Origin of the sequence: Gilliamella sp. B2828 (assembly GCF_026537125.1) — a bacterium.
Classification (GTDB): Bacteria; Pseudomonadota; Gammaproteobacteria; order Enterobacterales; family Orbaceae; genus Gilliamella.
Map to the genome: position 1 here is coordinate 136,558 of NZ_JAFNMU010000004.1, position 18,930 is coordinate 155,487.

Annotated in this window: 15 protein-coding genes and 1 pseudogene; 10 read left to right on the top strand and 6 right to left on the bottom strand. The window is 33.9% G+C overall.

Annotated elements, in window-relative coordinates:
- Positions 1-8: 8 nt before the first annotated feature.
- On the bottom strand, positions 9-857 hold the full coding sequence (asd, locus tag J3U19_RS05220; RefSeq protein WP_267340517.1) for an archaetidylserine decarboxylase: 849 nt from the start codon (positions 855-857) through the stop codon (positions 9-11).
- A 206-nt stretch (positions 858-1,063) separates the two neighbouring features.
- On the opposite strand from asd, the gene rhaB reads away from it, so the two are divergent.
- From rhaB to rhaM, 6 genes and pseudogenes are all read left to right on the top strand, one after another.
- Complete coding sequence (gene rhaB / locus J3U19_RS05225; RefSeq protein ID WP_267340516.1) at positions 1,064-2,494, top strand: rhamnulokinase; 1,431 nt, start codon at positions 1,064-1,066, stop codon at positions 2,492-2,494.
- 11 nt (positions 2,495-2,505) lie between these two features.
- The gene (locus J3U19_RS05230; RefSeq protein ID WP_267340515.1) at positions 2,506-3,756 is read left to right on the top strand and encodes an L-rhamnose isomerase; all 1,251 of its coding nucleotides are present in this window, start codon (positions 2,506-2,508) and stop codon (positions 3,754-3,756) included.
- A gap of 14 nt (positions 3,757-3,770) precedes the next feature.
- On the top strand, positions 3,771-4,595 hold the full coding sequence (gene rhaD / locus J3U19_RS05235; RefSeq protein ID WP_267345611.1) for a rhamnulose-1-phosphate aldolase: 825 nt from the start codon (positions 3,771-3,773) through the stop codon (positions 4,593-4,595).
- Between the two features lie 54 nt (positions 4,596-4,649).
- A complete protein-coding gene (gene rhaT, locus J3U19_RS05240) occupies positions 4,650-5,684 on the top strand; it encodes an L-rhamnose/proton symporter RhaT (protein WP_267345612.1) in 1,035 nt (344 codons plus the stop codon).
- Between the two features lie 18 nt (positions 5,685-5,702).
- Positions 5,703-6,857 (top strand): lactaldehyde reductase, encoded by a 1,155-nt coding sequence (gene fucO, locus J3U19_RS05245; protein WP_267345613.1) that lies wholly within the window; start codon positions 5,703-5,705, stop codon positions 6,855-6,857.
- A gap of 87 nt (positions 6,858-6,944) precedes the next feature.
- Positions 6,945-7,258: pseudogene (gene rhaM / locus J3U19_RS05250) on the top strand (L-rhamnose mutarotase).
- Positions 7,259-7,325: 67 nt separating this feature from the next.
- On the opposite strand, the gene J3U19_RS05255 reads toward rhaM, so the two are convergent.
- From J3U19_RS05255 to J3U19_RS05270, 4 genes are all read right to left on the bottom strand, one after another.
- Complete coding sequence (locus tag J3U19_RS05255) at positions 7,326-7,742, bottom strand: helix-turn-helix domain-containing protein (RefSeq protein ID WP_267345616.1); 417 nt, start codon at positions 7,740-7,742, stop codon at positions 7,326-7,328.
- Positions 7,712-8,206, bottom strand: coding sequence for an AraC family ligand binding domain-containing protein (locus tag J3U19_RS05260; protein WP_267345617.1), 495 nt, complete (start codon positions 8,204-8,206; stop codon positions 7,712-7,714). Before J3U19_RS05260 ends, J3U19_RS05255 begins: the two co-directional genes overlap by 31 nt.
- 2 nt (positions 8,207-8,208) lie before the next feature.
- Positions 8,209-9,033 carry an HTH-type transcriptional activator RhaS gene (gene rhaS / locus J3U19_RS05265; protein WP_267345618.1) on the bottom strand — a complete coding sequence of 275 codons (825 nt, stop codon included), beginning with the start codon at positions 9,031-9,033 and terminating at the stop codon, positions 8,209-8,211.
- Between the two features lie 197 nt (positions 9,034-9,230).
- Complete coding sequence (locus J3U19_RS05270; protein WP_267345619.1) at positions 9,231-10,055, bottom strand: helix-turn-helix domain-containing protein; 825 nt, start codon at positions 10,053-10,055, stop codon at positions 9,231-9,233.
- 277 nt (positions 10,056-10,332) lie between these two features.
- Between J3U19_RS05270 and J3U19_RS05275 the strand changes: the two genes are divergently transcribed.
- Entirely contained in the window at positions 10,333-11,901 is a 1,569-nt protein-coding gene (locus J3U19_RS05275; protein WP_267345621.1) for a hypothetical protein, read from the top strand.
- 26 nt (positions 11,902-11,927) lie between these two features.
- Entirely contained in the window at positions 11,928-13,280 is a 1,353-nt protein-coding gene (locus J3U19_RS05280) for an MFS transporter (protein ID WP_267340506.1), read from the top strand.
- 619 nt (positions 13,281-13,899) lie between these two features.
- Here the strand turns inward: J3U19_RS05280 and J3U19_RS05285 are convergent.
- Positions 13,900-15,324 carry a sodium:proton antiporter gene (locus J3U19_RS05285; RefSeq protein ID WP_267340504.1) on the bottom strand — a complete coding sequence of 475 codons (1,425 nt, stop codon included), beginning with the start codon at positions 15,322-15,324 and terminating at the stop codon, positions 13,900-13,902.
- Between the two features lie 668 nt (positions 15,325-15,992).
- On the opposite strand from J3U19_RS05285, the gene rlmF reads away from it, so the two are divergent.
- Together rlmF and J3U19_RS05295 are read left to right on the top strand one after the other, a co-directional pair.
- Positions 15,993-16,955, top strand: coding sequence for a 23S rRNA (adenine(1618)-N(6))-methyltransferase RlmF (gene rlmF / locus J3U19_RS05290; protein ID WP_267345622.1), 963 nt, complete (start codon positions 15,993-15,995; stop codon positions 16,953-16,955).
- A gap of 336 nt (positions 16,956-17,291) precedes the next feature.
- The gene (locus J3U19_RS05295; protein ID WP_267345623.1) at positions 17,292-18,833 is read left to right on the top strand and encodes a hypothetical protein; all 1,542 of its coding nucleotides are present in this window, start codon (positions 17,292-17,294) and stop codon (positions 18,831-18,833) included.
- The last annotated feature ends 97 nt before the right edge of the window (positions 18,834-18,930 follow it).

Here is an 18,930-nt window from a genome sequence, read left to right on the forward strand (position 1 = left end):
ACATAAAGCTATATCCTTTCAGCTAATTTTTGACCAACACGTGTTGTATCGCCAACTTTCAAGTGGCTATCAAATTCAATTGTATTGGATGCAAACAAGGTGATAACGGTTGAACCAAGTTTAAAACATCCCATATCTTGTCCTTTAATTAATTTTACTTCGCCTGAATAGATCCAACGTTTCATTATGCCTTCGCGTGGCGGAGTAATACAACCTTCCCACTCTACTTCAATACTACCAACGATAGTTGCCCCGACTAGTATTTGTGCCATTGGACCAAACTCAGTTTCAAATAAACAAATTACGCGTTCATTCCGAGCAAAAATATTTGGTATACATTCAGTGGTTGCTTTACTCACAGAATAAAGCGAACCGGGTACATAAATCATTTCACGTAAAACGCCATCACAAGGCATATGAAAGCGATGATAATTTTTTGGGGAGAGGTACGTGGTTGCATAAGAACCATGTTTAAAAAATTTAATCATATCAGAATGACAAGCAACTAGTGCTTCTAAGGAATAATAATGCCCTTTTGCTTGTAGTAAGAAGTTATCTTGAATCGTTCCAAATTGGCTTATAACTCCATCAGCGGGCATAATAATAGAATTAATCGCGGTATCAATTGGGCGAGCATCTTCTTTCAGTTTACGTGCAAAAAAATCATTAAAGGTTTTATAGTCTCGAACATTTACCAATTTAGCTTCACTTAAGTCTATTTTATACAATTTGATAAAGCCCTGAATTATCCAAGTAGTAATGTTACCTAGCTGCTTTTTAGCAAGCCAACCAAATAACGAAGTTAATAACTGTTTAGGAAGAAGATACTGAATAAGGGCTTTTAACTGATTTACCATGGATTACTCTCAAATTTTGTAAAAAAAATTATTATACCAATAATTTATGGGAATGTATAAAACCGATAAATTTGGTAATTTGTGTGATAGATCACACTGAGTTTGAAAATATTGCCAACATTTATTAAACAATGGCAATCGATTAAAAGTCTTTGAATTTAACGCTATATAAACTATCACCATTAATAAAATTAAGGGCAGTGTTAATGGAAGATAGATATATTGTAGCAATTGACTTAGGGGCATCGAGTGGTCGGGTCATGCTGTCATGTTATCAACAGCAAATTCAAAAAATAACGCTTAAAGAAATTCACCGGTTTAACAATGGATTCAAAGCAATAGATAATGATTATTGTTGGGATTTAGTTTATCTGGAACAACAGATCTTAATTGGACTAAATAAAATTATTCAGCAAAATATCAAAATCGATAGTATCGGTATTGATAGTTGGGGCGTTGATTATGTATTGCTTGATAAGAATGGACAAGTAGTTGGATCCACTTATTCTTATCGTGATCATCGTACTGATAATGTCATGTCACTGGTGCAATCTGAACTTAGCACAGAAAGGATTTATCAAAAAACGGGCATCCAATTTCTCACTTTTAATACCCTTTACCAACTCAAAGCAATGATGATCAATCCTCCTACTTGGCTATCACAAGTAACCGATTTAGTAATGATCCCTGATTATTTTATCTATCGACTCACTGGACAACTTAATCGCGAATACACTAACGCAACGACCACTCAATTAGTTAATGTTGTTACGAAAAACTGGGATGATGACTTGCTTAACTATTTAGGTATACCACGTAAATGGTTTGGTACTATTTCTCAACCAGGTAATCAAGTTGGAATGTGGAAAACACCCGAAGGCGATCGAATTCCGGTTATCGCTATTGCCAGCCATGATACGGCTAGTGCAGTTATTGCTGCACCAATCAATGATCAACATAGTGCTTACTTATGTTCTGGAACTTGGTCATTAATGGGGATTGAATCAAAACAGCCTGTTACTGGACAACCGGCATTAAACGCAAATATTACTAACGAAGGGGGCGTTGATGGACATTTTCGAGTATTAAAAAACATAATGGGACTATGGTTATTCCAACGAGTCTGCGTTGAACATGAAGTTAAGGATATTACCTCATTAATTCAATTAGCTGAACAAGAATCCGCATTTACCTATCTTATCAATCCAAATGATTGTCGATTGTTAAATCCTCAATCGATGACAGAAACCATAAAACAAATTTGTTTGGAAAACCACGGTCATGCACCTGAACGTCTATCGCAGCTGTTGCGATGTATTTTTGACAGTTTGGCTCATTTATATCGCGATATCATCAAAGAATTAGTAACGATCACTAATAGAAAAATCGAAACTCTACATATTGTTGGTGGTGGCTGTCAAAACGCTTTTTTAAATCAGTTATGTGCTGATGTTTGTCAAATCAATGTTACTGCTGGCCCCATTGAATCTTCATCACTTGGGAATGTGGGTTATCAATTGATTGCGTTAGGTGACATTAAAAATGTCAATACTTTGCGCCATATTATTGCACAAAATTTTGACACCAAATATTACTCTCCAACCAATAATTATTTAAAAAATTTATATATTTCATAAAGGAGTCTTCCATGAATGTCGTTGAAAAGGCATACCAAATTGCCAAATCAAGATATGCAGAAATAGGTGTAGATACTGATGCCGCAATTTCTACTATGGCCCGCTTACCAATTTCGGTACATTGTTGGCAAGGTGATGATGTGGTTGGTTTTGAAAAACTTGAAGGCGAGTTAACAGGTGGTATTCAAGCAACAGGAAATTATCCTGGCAAAGCGCGTAACGCTGACGAACTGCGCTTAGATTTAGATAAAGCCTTCAGTTTAATTCCTGGACCAAAACGCCTTAACTTGCATGCTTGCTATCTTGAAGTTGATCACAAAGTCGATCGTAATGAAATTAAATCCGAACATTTTGCTAACTGGGTTTGTTGGGCAAAAAAACAGCATATTGGTTTAGACTTCAATCCTACTTACTTTTCACATCCACTGAGTAATGATGGGACTTTAACCCACACTAACGATCAAATCCGTCAATTCTGGATTGATCATGGCAAAGCATGTCGTAAAGTATCTGAGTACTTCGGTAAAGAGTTAGGTACACCGTCAATTATGAACATTTGGTTACCAGATGGCATGAAAGATATCACGGTTGACAAATTTGGACCAAGACAGCGTTTAGTTGAAGCTATTGATGAAATGATCAGCGAAAAGATTGATTCCAAATATCACATTGATGCCGTTGAAAGTAAGCTATTTGGTATTGGTTTAGAATCCTATACTGCTGGCTCTAACGAATTTTATTTGGCTTATGCCACATCTCGTAAAACAGCATTATGTTTAGATGCTGGTCATTTCCATCCGACAGAAGTGATTTCAGATAAGATTTCTGCCGTTATGCCATTTATTGAACACTTATTATTACACGTAAGCCGTCCAGTACGTTGGGATAGCGATCACGTCGTATTATTTGATGATGAAACTCAAAACATAGCCAGTGAGGTCATTCGTAATAAATTATTCGATCGTGTACATATCGGTTTAGACTTTTTTGATGCATCAATCAACCGTATTGCTGCTTGGGTAATTGGTACTCGTAATATGAAAAAATGCTTAATGAAAGCACTATTAGAACCAACGGATAAACTCAAACAGTACGAACATGACCGAGATTTTACCTCCCGATTAGCATTATTAGAAGAACAAAAATCACTGCCTTGGCAAGCAGTTTGGGACAGGTATTGTCAGCTTAATGATGTCCCAGTAGGCCAGGCATGGTTAGACGAAGTTCGTCAATATGAGCAACAAGTATTAAGCCAACGATAAAAAAGGTGAAAACAATGCAACAAATTCTATCTTCTTGGTTTGTGCAAGGCATGATCAAAGCAACGTACGACATGTGGTTAAAAGGTTGGGATGAACGTAATGGTGGTAACGTAAGCTTACGATTGTTAGACACCGATATCGTTTCATTTCAAGGTGACTTTTATGCTAATCCAAGGCACGTATCATTAACACAAGATGTGGCTAAGTTAGCCAATCAATACTTTATTGTGACAGGTTCTGGAAAATTTTTCCGAAATGTCATTTTAGATCCCGCTGATACCTTAGCTATTGTCAAAATCGATGAACAGGGCAAGGGTTACTATATTATGTGGGGGTTGATTAATGGTGGTTTACCCACTTCTGAGCTAGCTGCTCACTTACAGTCTCACATTGTTCGCATGGAAAAAAGCCAAGGTAAAGATCGCGTGATCATGCATTGTCATGCAACCAATTTAATTGCATTAACCTATGTTTTAGAGCTCGATACCGCAGTTATTACCCGTTTACTATGGGAAATGAGCACCGAATGCCTGGTTGTTTTTCCAAATGGTGTTGGAGTAGTGCCTTGGATGGTACCAGGTAAAGATGAAATTGGTTATGCAACGGCAAAAGAAATGGCAAAACACACATTAGTTCTTTGGGCGTTTCATGGTGTTTTCGGTACAGGATCAAATTTGGATGAGGCTTTTGGATTAATTGATACTGCTGAAAAATCCGCGGAAGTATTAGTAAAAGTATTATTCATGGGAGGCAAACGACAAACCATTACTTTAGAGCAATTTAGGCTTCTTGCTCAACGGTTTGATGTTACTCCTTTAGAGGACGCATTAAAACAATAAATAAGCTTAGCAAAAATATACTAAGTAATATTGTTTAGCTATAAGGAAACAAATATGGGTAGTTCAATTTTTCTAGGCATTATTTGGCATTTTGTTGGTGCCGCTTCTGCCGCTAGTTTTTATGCGCCTTTAAAAAAAGTGAAAAACTGGTCATGGGAAACAATGTGGTCAATCGCGGGTATTTTTTCATGGATTATTTTACCTTGGTCTATAAGTTACTGTTTATTGCCTGATTTTTGGGAATATTACGGTAGTTTCAGTTCAGATGTATTAATTCCAGTTTTTCTATTTGGTGCAATGTGGGGAATTGGTAATGTCGGCTATGGACTGACTATGCGCTATTTGGGTATGTCCATGGGGATAGGTATTGCAATTGGCATTACCTTAATTGTTGGTACGTTAATGACGCCGATATTACAAGGTAAATTTGGTGAACTTATCGCTTCAACCGGCGGCAAAATGACACTGCTAGGCGTAGTTGTCGCTGTTATTGGGGTAGCCATTGTTACTTATGCGGGACTTTTAAAAGAAAAAACATTAGGTGTACAGGTAGCGGATTTTAATCTACGCAAAGGCTTATTATTAGCGGTAATGTGTGGGATTTTTTCTGCCGGTATGTCTTTTGCTATGAGCGCCGCGGTACCTATGCATACTAAGGCCGCTCAATTAGGTGTTTCCCATCTGTATGTTGCGTTACCTAGTTATGTAGTCATCATGGGTGGTGGCGCGATAGTTAATCTCGGTTTTTGTATTTCCCGCCTCTGTTTTAAAAAAGAGTTGTCATTCAAACAAGATTTCTCGGTTGCTAAATCGTTACTCATTAGCAATGCATTGTTTGCCATTTTGGGCGGTGCAATGTGGTATTTTCAATTCTTCTTTTATGCATGGGGCCATGCCAATATTCCAGCAGAATATGGCTTTATGAGTTGGATGTTACATATGAGCTTTTATGTGCTTTGTGGTGGTATTGTTGGTTTAGTTTTAAAAGAGTGGTTTGGCACAGGAAAGAAACCAGTAAAAGTATTATGTATAGGTTGCTTAGTTATTATTTTTGCTGCCAATATCGTTGGCTTAGGCATGGCAAATTAATTGAAAGGAAAACAGATTATGGCTTATAGAATGATTTTAAATGAAACCTCTTATTTTGGTGCAGGTTCAATCCAACATATCGTTGATGAGATTAAAAAACGGGGTTTTAAAAAAGCATTGGTGGTTACTGACAAAGATCTAATTAAATTCAAAGTAGCAACAAAAGTAACAAAATTATTAGATGACAATGGTTTTGCTTATCAAATCTTTGATCAAGTTATGCCTAACCCAACAATTGGAATCGTTAAAAAAGGGGTAGACATTTTTAAACAGTCAGGTGCTGATTATTTAATAGCGATCGGTGGTGGATCTCCGCAAGATACGGCCAAAGCCATTGGTATCATTATTAATAATCCTGAATTTGCTGATGTGCGAAGCTTAGAAGGCGTTGCACCAACTAAAAAACCTGCGGTTCCTACCATAGCCATTCCAACAACGGCAGGTACCGCTGCGGAAGTAACGATCAATTACGTTATCACAGATGAAGAGAAAAAACGCAAGTTTGTTTGTGTTGATCCGCATGATATTCCGATTGTTGCTATTATTGATTCCGAAATGATGGCTAGTATGCCTGCAAGTTTAAAAGCTGCAACAGGTGTTGATGCGTTAACTCATGCTATTGAAGGGTATATTACTAAAGGTGCATGGGAACTTTCTGATATGTTCCATCTAAAAGCGATTGAAATTATTTCACGTTCACTTCGCGATTTTGTCAAGGGTAATAAAAAAGGTGGTGAAGATATGGCACTTGGGCAATATATTGCAGGAATGGGCTTTTCAAATGTTGGTTTAGGGCTTGTGCATGGTATGGCTCATCCGCTTGGTGCATTTTATAATACACCGCATGGTGTGGCAAACGCGGTTTTGCTCCCCCATATCATGGCTTACAATGCTGATTTTACTGCTGATAAATTCCGTGATATTGCTAAGGCAATGGGAATTGTTAATACTGAAAGTATGAGTATTGAACAGGCCAGGCAAGCTGCTGTTGATGCAGTCAAACAACTTAATCAGGATGTAGGTATTCCAGCTAATTTGAAAGCCATTGGTGTAAAAATTGAAGATATTCCATTGCTTGCGAAGGCTGCTTTTAATGATGTTTGCACAGATGGTAATCCACGTAAAACAAATGTTCACGAAATTGAACAACTTTATCATACTATTTATCAATGATAAGTTGCTTATATAAAATTATGAAATAGGTTAGTAAATATCATATTGACTTATTTCATATTTGATGATTAATAAAGAGGAATGGTTATGTTAAGAAAAGCTTCAATCATGCAGGTTAATCCTGATAAACATGCGGAATATAAAAGACGGCACGATGAAATTTTCCAGAATTAGTGAAAGAATTAAAAGCACATGGTGCACATAATTATTCGATTTTTCTCGATGCAAAGCGCAATCTATTATTTGCTTACGTTGAAATTGAATCAGAAGAACGTTGGGATGCTATTGGTAGTACCACTGCGTGCCAAAAGTGGTGGACATTTATGCGTGATATTATGCCAAGTAATACTGATAATAGCCCAATCAGTGAAGAGTTATTGCCTGTATTTTATCTTAATTAAATGGTTGCTCTCTTTTGGTGTTTTAAAAGAGAGTAAACTTTAACAATCTAATTTAACTCAAGGAGTGTTACTTTTTATTGTGTTTATTTTTAAATTTTGATCGATATTGGGATGGCGTTTGTTGAGTCTCTTTTTTAAAAACCACAGAAAAATAGTTACTATCATCATAGCCACATTCCGATGAAATCATACTGATCGAGTATTGCGTATTGCGCAGTAATGACATAGCGTTACATAGACGACGCTTTTGCAAATACTCATTAATGGTCATGCCCGTTTGGCTTTTAAATAGACGGCTAATTGAACGTTCTGCAATATGATTTTGTTTGCAAAACATTTCCAAGTTAAATGAACTGCCAATACTATTATGCAACATTGTAAAAAGTAGATCTAACTGATGAGTCTCTGTAGTAGATTGTTCATTAGGATCTTGCTTGATTCTATCTAATAAAATTAATAACTGTAAAAACAACGTTTCAGACAAATGCACTGAGGGTAAATTATTTTTTTTGATTCTATGGTTAACTGATCAACCAATGATGATAACTGTTTAATAAATGAAGGATTAATTCGCCAAACGCGTTCTGTGTGTTTAGCGTTATGTTGAGGTAGATATTTTTCAATTATAGCTGACAAAAAAAGCGTTTCTCGCAAATATAATACATTAAACAGTTTAAGATTATTTACGGATTCATAACCGTGAATGTCCTTTGGATTGATATATAAAATATCGCCACTGGTAATGGGATAAATATAATCATTCCAATGATGCAATCCATTTCCTGAACAGACAATAACAATTTCATAGAAGTCATGATTATGCAAAGGAAAGGATTGCTGATGTTCTCTTTTTTCGACAGTAACCGTATTTATCTTTGAAATAAAATAGTCCTGTTTATATAAACGTAAATATTTATTCATAACTTGTTTTTGACGACTTTGTTTCACGATTAATGATAACGTCTTTCTGGATCATTACGTAATATTTGTGGACCAATTTTAAACTCTTGTTTAAAACAGGTTGAAAAGTAGGCACTATCATTAAATCCACATTCTTGAGCAATTTCTGTAATTGTCTTTCTAGTATATATTAATTGAGTGTAGGCCTCAGCTAAGCGTAATTTTATTAAATATTTTTGGGGAGTAATACCTAAATGGTTTTTTATGTGTCGATGAAAAGAGCGAAGTGACAGTGAAAATTGTTGTGTGATCATATCCCAATCAATTGATTCATTAAAATGAATTTGTAACCAGTGCAACAATTGTTTAACTCGAGAATCTGTTGATCCTTCTCCTTGATTAACATGATGATTTTGTTTAAATAATAAAAGTAATTGTAAAAAAAGACTTTCCTGAAAGGCATTTGGCTGTTTATTCATTTGATTGAGTTGATTTAAAATAGCTTGCACATATTGGTTACATTTTTTATCCACAAAATAGTGCGATTGGTTCGTTTTTTGTCTGGGTATCAATTCGTTAATACCATTGATAAAATTGAATTTATCTTGATCTCTAAATAAGATATTTGTTAAGTGTAAATTATTAACATTTTCGTATAAATGGCAATCACTTGCATGAATATAAAACATCATACCTGGATAAAGGTCAAAAAGTTGACCATTTAAAATATGCTTACCTGATCCCTTTGTGACAATGACAATTTCATTAAAATTATGAGTATGTTCAGGATATACGGTTTGTGGTGCCCGAGGTTCAAGAGCAATGTTTTGGTCACTTGAAACAAAAAAATCTTTATCAAGCAGTTTTTTAATCATGGATAGTCCCCATAGCTTTACTAATTGTTATACCCATATTTTAAAAGGAAAATCATACCGGACCTTTAATATATGGACATGAAAAATCTTTTTTTGGCTGTTATTTATAGTAATTTTAGACTTTTTATCAAATTTGTGCGAAGACTCACACTTTTGACAACCAGTTCAATTTTAAAGCAGAACGATTCTTTGTAAGATTAATTTATTAAATTCTGTTTATCGTTTTTCCTTTCTTCACTTGGCGTTATACCAAATGTTTTTTTATATAACGTTGTAAAATGAGTACTATTGATAAAACCGCAAAGTAAAGATATTTCAGTAATTGTCATATCACTTTCACGAATTTTTGCTCGTGCTGATAACAATCTCAATCGTTTGATGTAGTTTTCTGGTGTTAGGCCTGTGGCTTGTTTAATATGCCTGAACATTGTTCTAAGAGTTAAATGAAAACGTTGAGCAATACTATGCCAATCATATTCATCAAAACAGTTATCTTGTAAATGATTAAGCAATAAGTGAAGTTTATAACGTGTATTGTTTTTTTGTGTTTGCCGTTGTGATTGATCAATAATAGTAATTAATTTAAAAAATAAAAATTCACGATACTCTAATGAATTTTGCAAATTAAACATCTGATCAATAACGGTATTACACTCTTTCCGTATGCTCGGTGTTAGCCAAATAGACGAACTTAAATCATTCACGGAAATTCGATTCAATAACATTTCTATCTTATTTAAATACATAAAGTTGCGACGAGGATTGATCAAGATATTTGTTAGTTTTAAAGTACCCAGTTCGTCATAAAAATGATAATCATGGTGACGAACTAAAAACACATCACCTTGTTGTATAAATAAAGGTTTACCATTAATAATATGCAGTCCATGTCCTTGTTCAACAATGACTAACTCATCAAATTCATGGTTATGTTCATAACTGTTATCTTCTGGGTCACTTTTATACAGCGCTAATTTATCTAATTCAGAATTAAAATAAGTAATGATTTTTAAATGATTCATAATGCTTACCTAACTTCTTTTCAATAATTCTAATTATGGTTAGTGAAAATGCTGAATTAAAAAATGTGTAGCATCAATGATTGTTTACGTCACTTTCACTCCTCACACAATAATGTAATTAACATTCTGTTTAAAAGTAATAATTCTAAAAATGTGAACTGACTCTTAATGATCTTTTTACTAATGCCATTTATACCGCTAATGTGGCAATATCAAAGTAGCTGTCTTAAGTAACTCATAGCTATACTCCTAAATAGAGATTTTTAAGGAGAATACTATGGTACAAGCGATACAAAAAAATGATGATATTGTTATGATTCGGGACATAAAGTTCATTGCTAAAGCCGAAAATTTAATACCAACAATCCATCAAACAATTATTAAAGCGCAAAATATCATTACATTAGTTAATGACTCACAAGCAATTCATGGATGGTCGTCTAAGGTAATTAGTCCTGCCACTATTTATTTCAATCAAAGTTTTCAAACTGGTGAAAGTTTTATTATTGATTTTGGTCAACATGGAGTTGGGTATTTATCTTTTTTGTGTGATGCGGTAGGAAGTCCTCCCGATGCACCTGCACATATCAAGTTTTCGTTTGCTGAAACTTTATGTGAGCTTGCCGAGCCATTCAGTCAATATCAAGGATGGTTGAGTAAAAGTTGGTTACAAGAACATGACGAGTACATTGATGTACTACCAGCCCAAATAACCTTAGGAAGACGTTACTGTTTTCGATATTTGAAAATTGATATTGTTTCATTATCACCTAAATACAATTTAGCGTTTAAAGACATTGAGTTTAAAACAGTAAGTTCAGCGCCTGAGCACTGTATTGAGTGCCAAACACAAGATCTTCAATTAGCTAAAATTGATCAAGTGTCCGTCCATACACTGCGAAACTGTATGCAAGAGGTGTTTGAAGATGGACCTAAACGAGATCGACGATTATGGTTAGGAGATCTACGACTTCAAGCTTTAGTCAACAATGTTACTTTTAAACAACATGAACTTGTCCGCCGTTGCTTATATCTGTTTGCAAGTCATAGACGAGAGGATGGTATGGTTTCGGCTAATATTTTTGTAAAACCACAAATTATTGCTGATGATACTTTCTTATTTGATTATTCGTTGTTTTATATTGATGTCTTATATGACTATTTCATAGCAACTCAAGATCACACCACTGTTAAAGAATTGTGGCCAGTAGCTTTACAACAGATTAATATCGCGCTTAAACGTTGTGATCAATATGGACTTGTGGTCGATAGTGATGACTGGTGGTCATTTATTGATTGGCATGAAAAACTAAATAAACAAGGTGCTTCACAAGGTGTTTTAATCTATTGTTTAGACAAAGCGATACAGCTTTCTCAAACCTTTCAACCAGAGATATCCGCAAATTTACAACAAAATTTGGATTTTGTAAAACACGCGGCTGACAAATTATGGGATGAAAAATCCGGATTTTACATAAGTGGTGTACAACGTCAAATCAGCTATGCAACGCAAATTTGGATGATTCTTGCTGATGTAGGGGATCTCAAACATCAGCGAAAATTGATGAATAGTTTGCAATTAACCCCTCCTGATATCGGTATGAATACACCTTACTTACGCCACCACTATATTTTAGCTTTATTAAAAGTTGGTATGACCAAAGAGGCGATAGACGAAATTAAAGCCTATTGGGGAAAAATGGTTGCATATGGCGCTGATACGTTTTGGGAACTGTTTGATCCTAACGATCCCAACTATTCACCTTACGGAAGCAGAATCATTAACAGTTATTGTCATGCATGGAGCTGTACGCCTGCTTGGTTTATTCGTCAATATTCTCTTTAATCAATTTAATTAAAGGATTTAAAATTATGCATTCAATATTTAAACTTTGGCAACAACGAATTGGTTATGGAATTGCTGATTTGTCTTGTAACTTAGTATGGCAGTTAATTTCATTATATCTTATGTATTTTTATACTGATGTAATGGAGCTACCAGCTTACTATGTGGGTATTATGTTTTTAGTTACACGATTAATTGATGGTGTTGCTGACGTATTAATGGGACTTATCATTGATAATACATCGACTCGTTGGGGTCGGTGTCGTCCATGGTTATTAATTGGTGCAATACCTTTTGGTATATTATGTGTATTGGTATTTTATGTGCCAGATTTTGGTACAACAGGTAAACTTATCTATGCATTTGTGACCTACTTGTGTCTGTCATTTGTCTACACCATTGTTAATATTCCCTTTAGTGCAATGTTACCGTTTTTAACTGCGGATTCTTTAGAACGTACGACATTATCCTCCGTACGAATTTTATTAGGATCATTAGGATCAACCATTGTTGCAGTGGCAACATTACCTTTAGTTGCAACATTAGGTAATGGCAATCAAATTCATGGTTTTTTATATACCGCAGTTATTTTTGGATGCATTGCAACCTTCTTTTTAATCGTCAGCTTTAAAAATGTTGAAGAAAAAATCACTATAATTCAAGATAAAATGACTCTTGCCCGTGCATGGCTAGGTCTAAAAGATAATACACCTTGGAAAGTTTTTGCTTTCAATATTTTTCTAATGTGGGGAGCGTTCTTTTTACAAACAGGAGCATTGGTCTATTTTTTTAATTATTATGTACAAAGCACAGAATTAACAGCAATTATTGCAGGTATATCAACCTTTGTACCATTACTTGGAACACTGACTGTTCCTTTGTTAGCCAATCGTCTTAAAAAACGCCATATTTACTTATTTGCTAGTACTATCAATTTGATTGGAATGGGGATTATGATGCTATCTGGTGTTAATCATCTTGGTTTGATTATAGGTGCCGTGATTTTATCAATTGGAGCCGGACAACGCTTAGCGATCTATTTTTCAATGCAAGCTGATCCCGTTGATTATGGAGTTTGGAAAACAGGTATTAATACTGCAGGTATCTTAACCTCTATTAATGGTTTTTTAGGTAAGGTGGCTATGGCGGGTGCTGGTGCAATTACTGGTGTTTTGCTCACTTCTGGTGGTTATATTGCTAATGCTGTGCAAATACCAAGTGCACTTTTTGTCATCAAGCTTTGCTATCTTTATCTACCAGGTATTTTAATTATCGCTTCCATGTTTTGGATCAGTAAGTTTTATAAACTTGATGACATTTATGAGTTTATTTGTAAAGAACTTGATGCCAAACGCTTAGATACTAATAAAGATAAATAACCGTAGTTCAGAGTATGCCTTTCCTTATAAAAGAAAGGGTTATGAAGTTAAAATTATAGTTGCAGTTTGTTATTGATATTTGGTCCCAACACTAGTAGCAATTGGTATTTATTAAAACGTGAGTAAAAAAAAATCGATGTAAAAAATGATATGTTAATGGTCGTATCATAATTGTATTATACGGTAAGTGTGAATTAGACGATCACTATTAGACGGATTTTCTCAGTACAACTGTAGATTAATCTTAGCAAGAAATGGATTTCGATGATGACAAATCAATAAAGGAGCTTTGAAACTTATAATAAGTTTCCATTAAGGCAAGATCTCTTTATTTAATATTAAAATCAACCCACTAACAACTTATCCTCTTATAGTTTTGGTTTATATTTATATGATAAAAAAAAGCGTAAGCGAATTGGTGATACTTTAGAGTTGACAAAAATATCGGTAATCTGACTTTTCAAATTACTCTATAAAAAATGGAACAGCGTTTATTAGGGATAACACTTATCATGGATATAAAATAAGGATAGAAAAGCGGATTATTTACGTTTAAATGAATTAGATACTTTATTGTCTAAACGCATATTTTTAACTTTCTATCCATCATTCATTTTATCTAAAACAATACAAAAAAGATGAAATTGTTTATCCCAAAAATTGGGATTAATATAGCAATTGACCATTTCATATAACCAAAAAAGCTTGGCATTTTAATTTGGTGCTGTATTGCTATACTTTTAACCATAAAGTTAGGCGCATTTCCTATGTAACTAAGCGCCCCCATAAACACGGAACCCATTGATATGGCCAATAGTGTTTTTGCCATTGTGGTCATTAACGTCATGGCATCTCCTGATGCTAGGTTGAAAAACACCAGATAAGTCGGAGCATTGTCTAAAAAGCCTGAAAGCAATCCTGCAAACCAAAAATACAGAGTATTGATTGGCTCAAGATGGTCGTTGTTAACGAGTGTTACCATCGCCGCTAATGCCCCATTACTGCCTGATCGTAAAATTGTTAACACCGGTACAATTGTAATAAAAACACCAATAAACAATTTTCCAACTTCAATAATTGGATCCCAATTAAATTCATTATCAGCACGAATTTGCTTTGGTGTAATCAGGACAGAAGTAACAGTGATAATTAACAATAAAAGATCTCGCACTAAATCGGATAGGGCGATCGAAGTAGTAAAAATGGTGAATGTGATTGAAGATTGCCAAATCCCAGATATCAACACACATATAATAATAGCAAACAATAAAAAAATGTTTGTTATACCATAGAGTTTGAAGGATTGAGTACTGGTAGTATTCATTTTTGACGATTGACCATATTGTATAAGAAAGTAATGATTATCGATAACATAGAAAATTATCAATAATAAAAATGTAGTCAATAACACTGGACAAAACATATGTTTAACGGTCCAAAAAAAATCAACTCCTTTTAAAAAACCAATGAATAATGGCGGATCACCTAATGGAGTTAATCCCCCCCCAATGTTGGCAACTAGAAAGATGAAAAAGATAATAATATGAACAGATTGATTACGGTGACGATTAGCCCTAATTAGAGGACGAATCATTAACATCGCCGCACCTGTTGTACCCATAATTGATGCTAAAGCAGTGCCAATTGCTAACAATATAACATTTAATTTTGGGGTACTAATAACATCACTTTTAATCAAAACCCCGCCAGATACGGTAAACAGGGCAAGTAGTAAAACGATAAAAGGGATATACTCCTCTAATATTGCATGAGAAGTTAGATTGATGGTGGTTTGCATGCCGAATGAAAAAATGGCAGAAACCATAAACAGTGTTGTCCAAAAAATAATAATTTTACCATAATGATAGTGCCACAATCGTACTAAAAATAGTGGGCATAATGCAATTGATAGCAAAATTCCAATAAATGGTACAGCCCAAACCAAGCTCAACTGATCACCGTTAAAGTCGGAAGCATAGAGATCAAAAGGGATAAATAACAATAAGATAAATGAGGATGGAAAGAATTTTAATGGAATTCTCATGGCATTTCCGTTTGAATTAAAAGTTTGAAATTATAACAAATAAGAACTTTTTTTCTAATGGAATGTATTAAAGTCATGTTTAATGTCATAACAACTAGATTTAATCAACACTAAATGAAATTACCCTTTTAAATTTATGTGTATTAACACTCAGTTCTCCACGAGCTACGGACAATAAGCATTAATCACCGTATCAGCAAAACAGTAAAAAATAATGCGCTTCAAATAGCTAAAATAGACGTAGCGGTGAATAAACAGTGAGTCATATTAGATCCTATCGCTGATGGAAAAGCAACCAAACACATCAATACAAATGTGGCTAATGAATTTAGTGACGAGTACAAACCAGCCAGTTTTACAATCAAGAATTTTAATCCAATTTATTGGATGACAAAATAAATTCTGTGGATAAAATGGCGATGGTATCGATACTACTAAACCATTTTGGACTAATTTTTACCCATGCGAAATAGTATTACAATAATATCAACGTTTTAATCGATATCAGCAAAATCTTAGTGGAAGAATTATTTTATGTCATTATCCGTAGAAATTTCTACTTAAGTGTAAACAGCTTATTTAAAATAAGTTAAGTTAAGCGTTTTTTACTTTTCCTTATTCTATGTAAAACCTTTATAATAGGCGGTCTTTTTAATGTTGGATAAAACATGCAAGAACAGTCAAACTCAGTTAATAAAACTGCTTTACATCAACGTAATAAACATCGGCATGGATATGATTTTTTGACTCTATGCCAGACATTACCTGATTTCACAACGTACGTTAAAACGAATAAATACAATAAGTTATCTATCGATTTTGCTGATCCAATGGCAGTTAAATTGTTAAATAAAGCACTTTTATTACATTATTATCAACTCAGCAACTGGGATATTCCCAATGATTATCTTTGCCCTCCAATTCCAGGGCGAGCAGATTATCTTCATTATCTAGCTGATTTACTCGCTCATGATAACGAAGATAAGATTCCTTTAGGTAAACAGATCCGTGTTCTTGATATCGGTGTAGGAGCAAATGTAATTTATCCAATTATTGGTCGAGCTGAATATGATTGGTCATTTGTGGGTAGTGATATCAACCCAATGGCCATTAATGTCGCAAAGCTTATTGTTCAATCTAATCCATTATTAAATGGTTTTATTGATTGTCGATTACAGAGTAATACCTCTGCAATTTTTAAACAGATTATAAAGCCAAAAGAATTTTATATGTTAACTATGTGCAATCCACCTTTTCATGATTCGGCACAAGCAGCAAAGGCTAGTAATCAAACTAAACTCAAAAATTTAGGTAAATTACGATATTCAAAATCTAATCCTGTTCTCAATTTTGGTGGTCAGCAGGCTGAACTATGGTGCAAAGGTGGTGAAAGTGCTTTTATCACTAATATGATCAAAGAAAGTACACAATACAAATACCAATGCTTATGGTTTACTTCGTTGGTTTCTAAAAAAGAGTCATTGAAGGTACTAAATAAGCAATTAATTACAGTTAAACCTGCTGAGGTGAAAATTATTTCAATGGCACAAGGGCAAAAAAAGAGTCGTTTTATTGCATGGAGTTTTTTCCATCGAGATAGAAGGCAAAATATTGTCAAAAAATTTTCTTAGACACTTATTTTTAAAATATTTATTTAAATCAATTTATTATGTCATTTGTTTTAGTCAAAATTATTTTGAATAGTAATAATATTTTTATGAATAGATGTTTTTATAAGTCTAGTATGTAATAAAATGTCATACGGAAACATGTAATTTTTATGTAAATAATTATATACAGTTAATTAATATTGTTATTAAACTATTTTGTTTATTGTTTAATCTATTTTTTTTTGATAAAAAGTCATTTATACTTATTTCAGTTTTATATTTTGTATCGAAATTGAGTTTTAGTTTTTAGATAGTCATTATCACGAATAAATTAAGCAGTTTCAAAGGAGATACAATATGTCTGAAGTAGTCTTCTGTAAATATAATCTTTTTTTTTTAATACATATTAATCAATTCTGTCGTTCTCATTTTATTGTCAAATTATTTTCAATAATTGTTGTTTATTTTTTATTTTTGTTTAGTAATCTAGTCAATGCACTATCCGCATCGACTGAAAGTATTATTTATGGTCATGCACCTTATTTAACTTTTGACGGTGGTAAAACTAAAGCGGTCAGTGTTGAAGGTTTACTGGGTTTACAGCTATCTGATGGTCGAAGCTTTATTGCTTCTGGCAGTCAAAGTGATTTATATCCTCATGCTATCATAGATAATTCAAGCCAAGAATCACCCATTGATTTGTTGAGTAATAATGATACTTTTTTGAGCATTAAAACCTTGGTACCGTTAGTCAATAATAGTAGCTATCCAAGTATTTCATTGAGTAATCTTATTGCATCTTCTGATAATTATTGGGGAGATGAAGATGGTGATGTTTCACCAAATGCAACTGGTAATTTGATGGTTAAGTGGTTAGATGCAAATAATAACGATATTACTACGCAAGTAAAAAATAATCCTAATGCCCAGTTAACAGCATGCGATTCCCCTTATAAATTAACGATTACTTCTAATGGTGGTCAATTATCTACTCAATATGGTATACCTAATGTGACGCATTTTAATGGTGCTAAGCATACGTATTATCTTAATCGTAAAATTGATACTCCGTATGTATGTTACATTCAACCAAATGTTTGGTATGATGGACGCCATTATCCTGATTCAGATGGTCCTGATTGGATCAGAAGCCGAGGATTTAAAGTGCAAGATACCAGTAATCCTGATCGCAATTTTCCCACGACAGGTTTAAATGGGCTTCATTTTTATTTGGTGTTAGGCGGGGTTACACCTGAACAAGTCATAGCTGCTAATGCCCAAAATGGTCAAATTGTTTATCCTGTTAACGGTGGGAATAAAGTCACCATTTCATTAAAATCCGAACAAACACCAGGTTGGGATAATTCACCAAAGGTGCTGGCATTAAAAGTGGTTTTAAATGGACCTAATGAAAATTCCACTGATACTTCATTTAGCCCAGTTCTATTTAAAATCTATGCAGACAATGAACACCAACAATTATTATACAGTTTTAATATTGATAGATGGTATATCGCTAGTTCAAATGATGCATCATCTAAGGGTGATGTACAACGCTTTTGTGATAATCTGAGTAATGGTTATCGATTCCCTAAAGTAAATGATTTGACCAATGCTAATGGCAAAGGTTGGCATGGCGGAATTAATGGACACAATATTAATAATTATCGTCGACAAATTAGCTATAAAGATGAAAGTGGTAAATGGATTGGTGGTATTTTTAATGAATGGGGATCTTCTTATAAACTTTATTATCCAACAAGTGATTGGCATACTTCAGCTCAATCCTACTATTGGGCATTATCTGATGATGCCAATACACAATATGCTGTTGGTTCTGATGCCGGTGATATCGATTCAGATTCTACAGCAAATAAAATGGTTTGCGTTAATCCTTAATAAGAAGAAATAACTATAAAAAATAATCTTAACATTTATTCAATTAAATAAAACTATTTTAAAGGATTTGATTGAATAGCACATTATGTATCTTTTC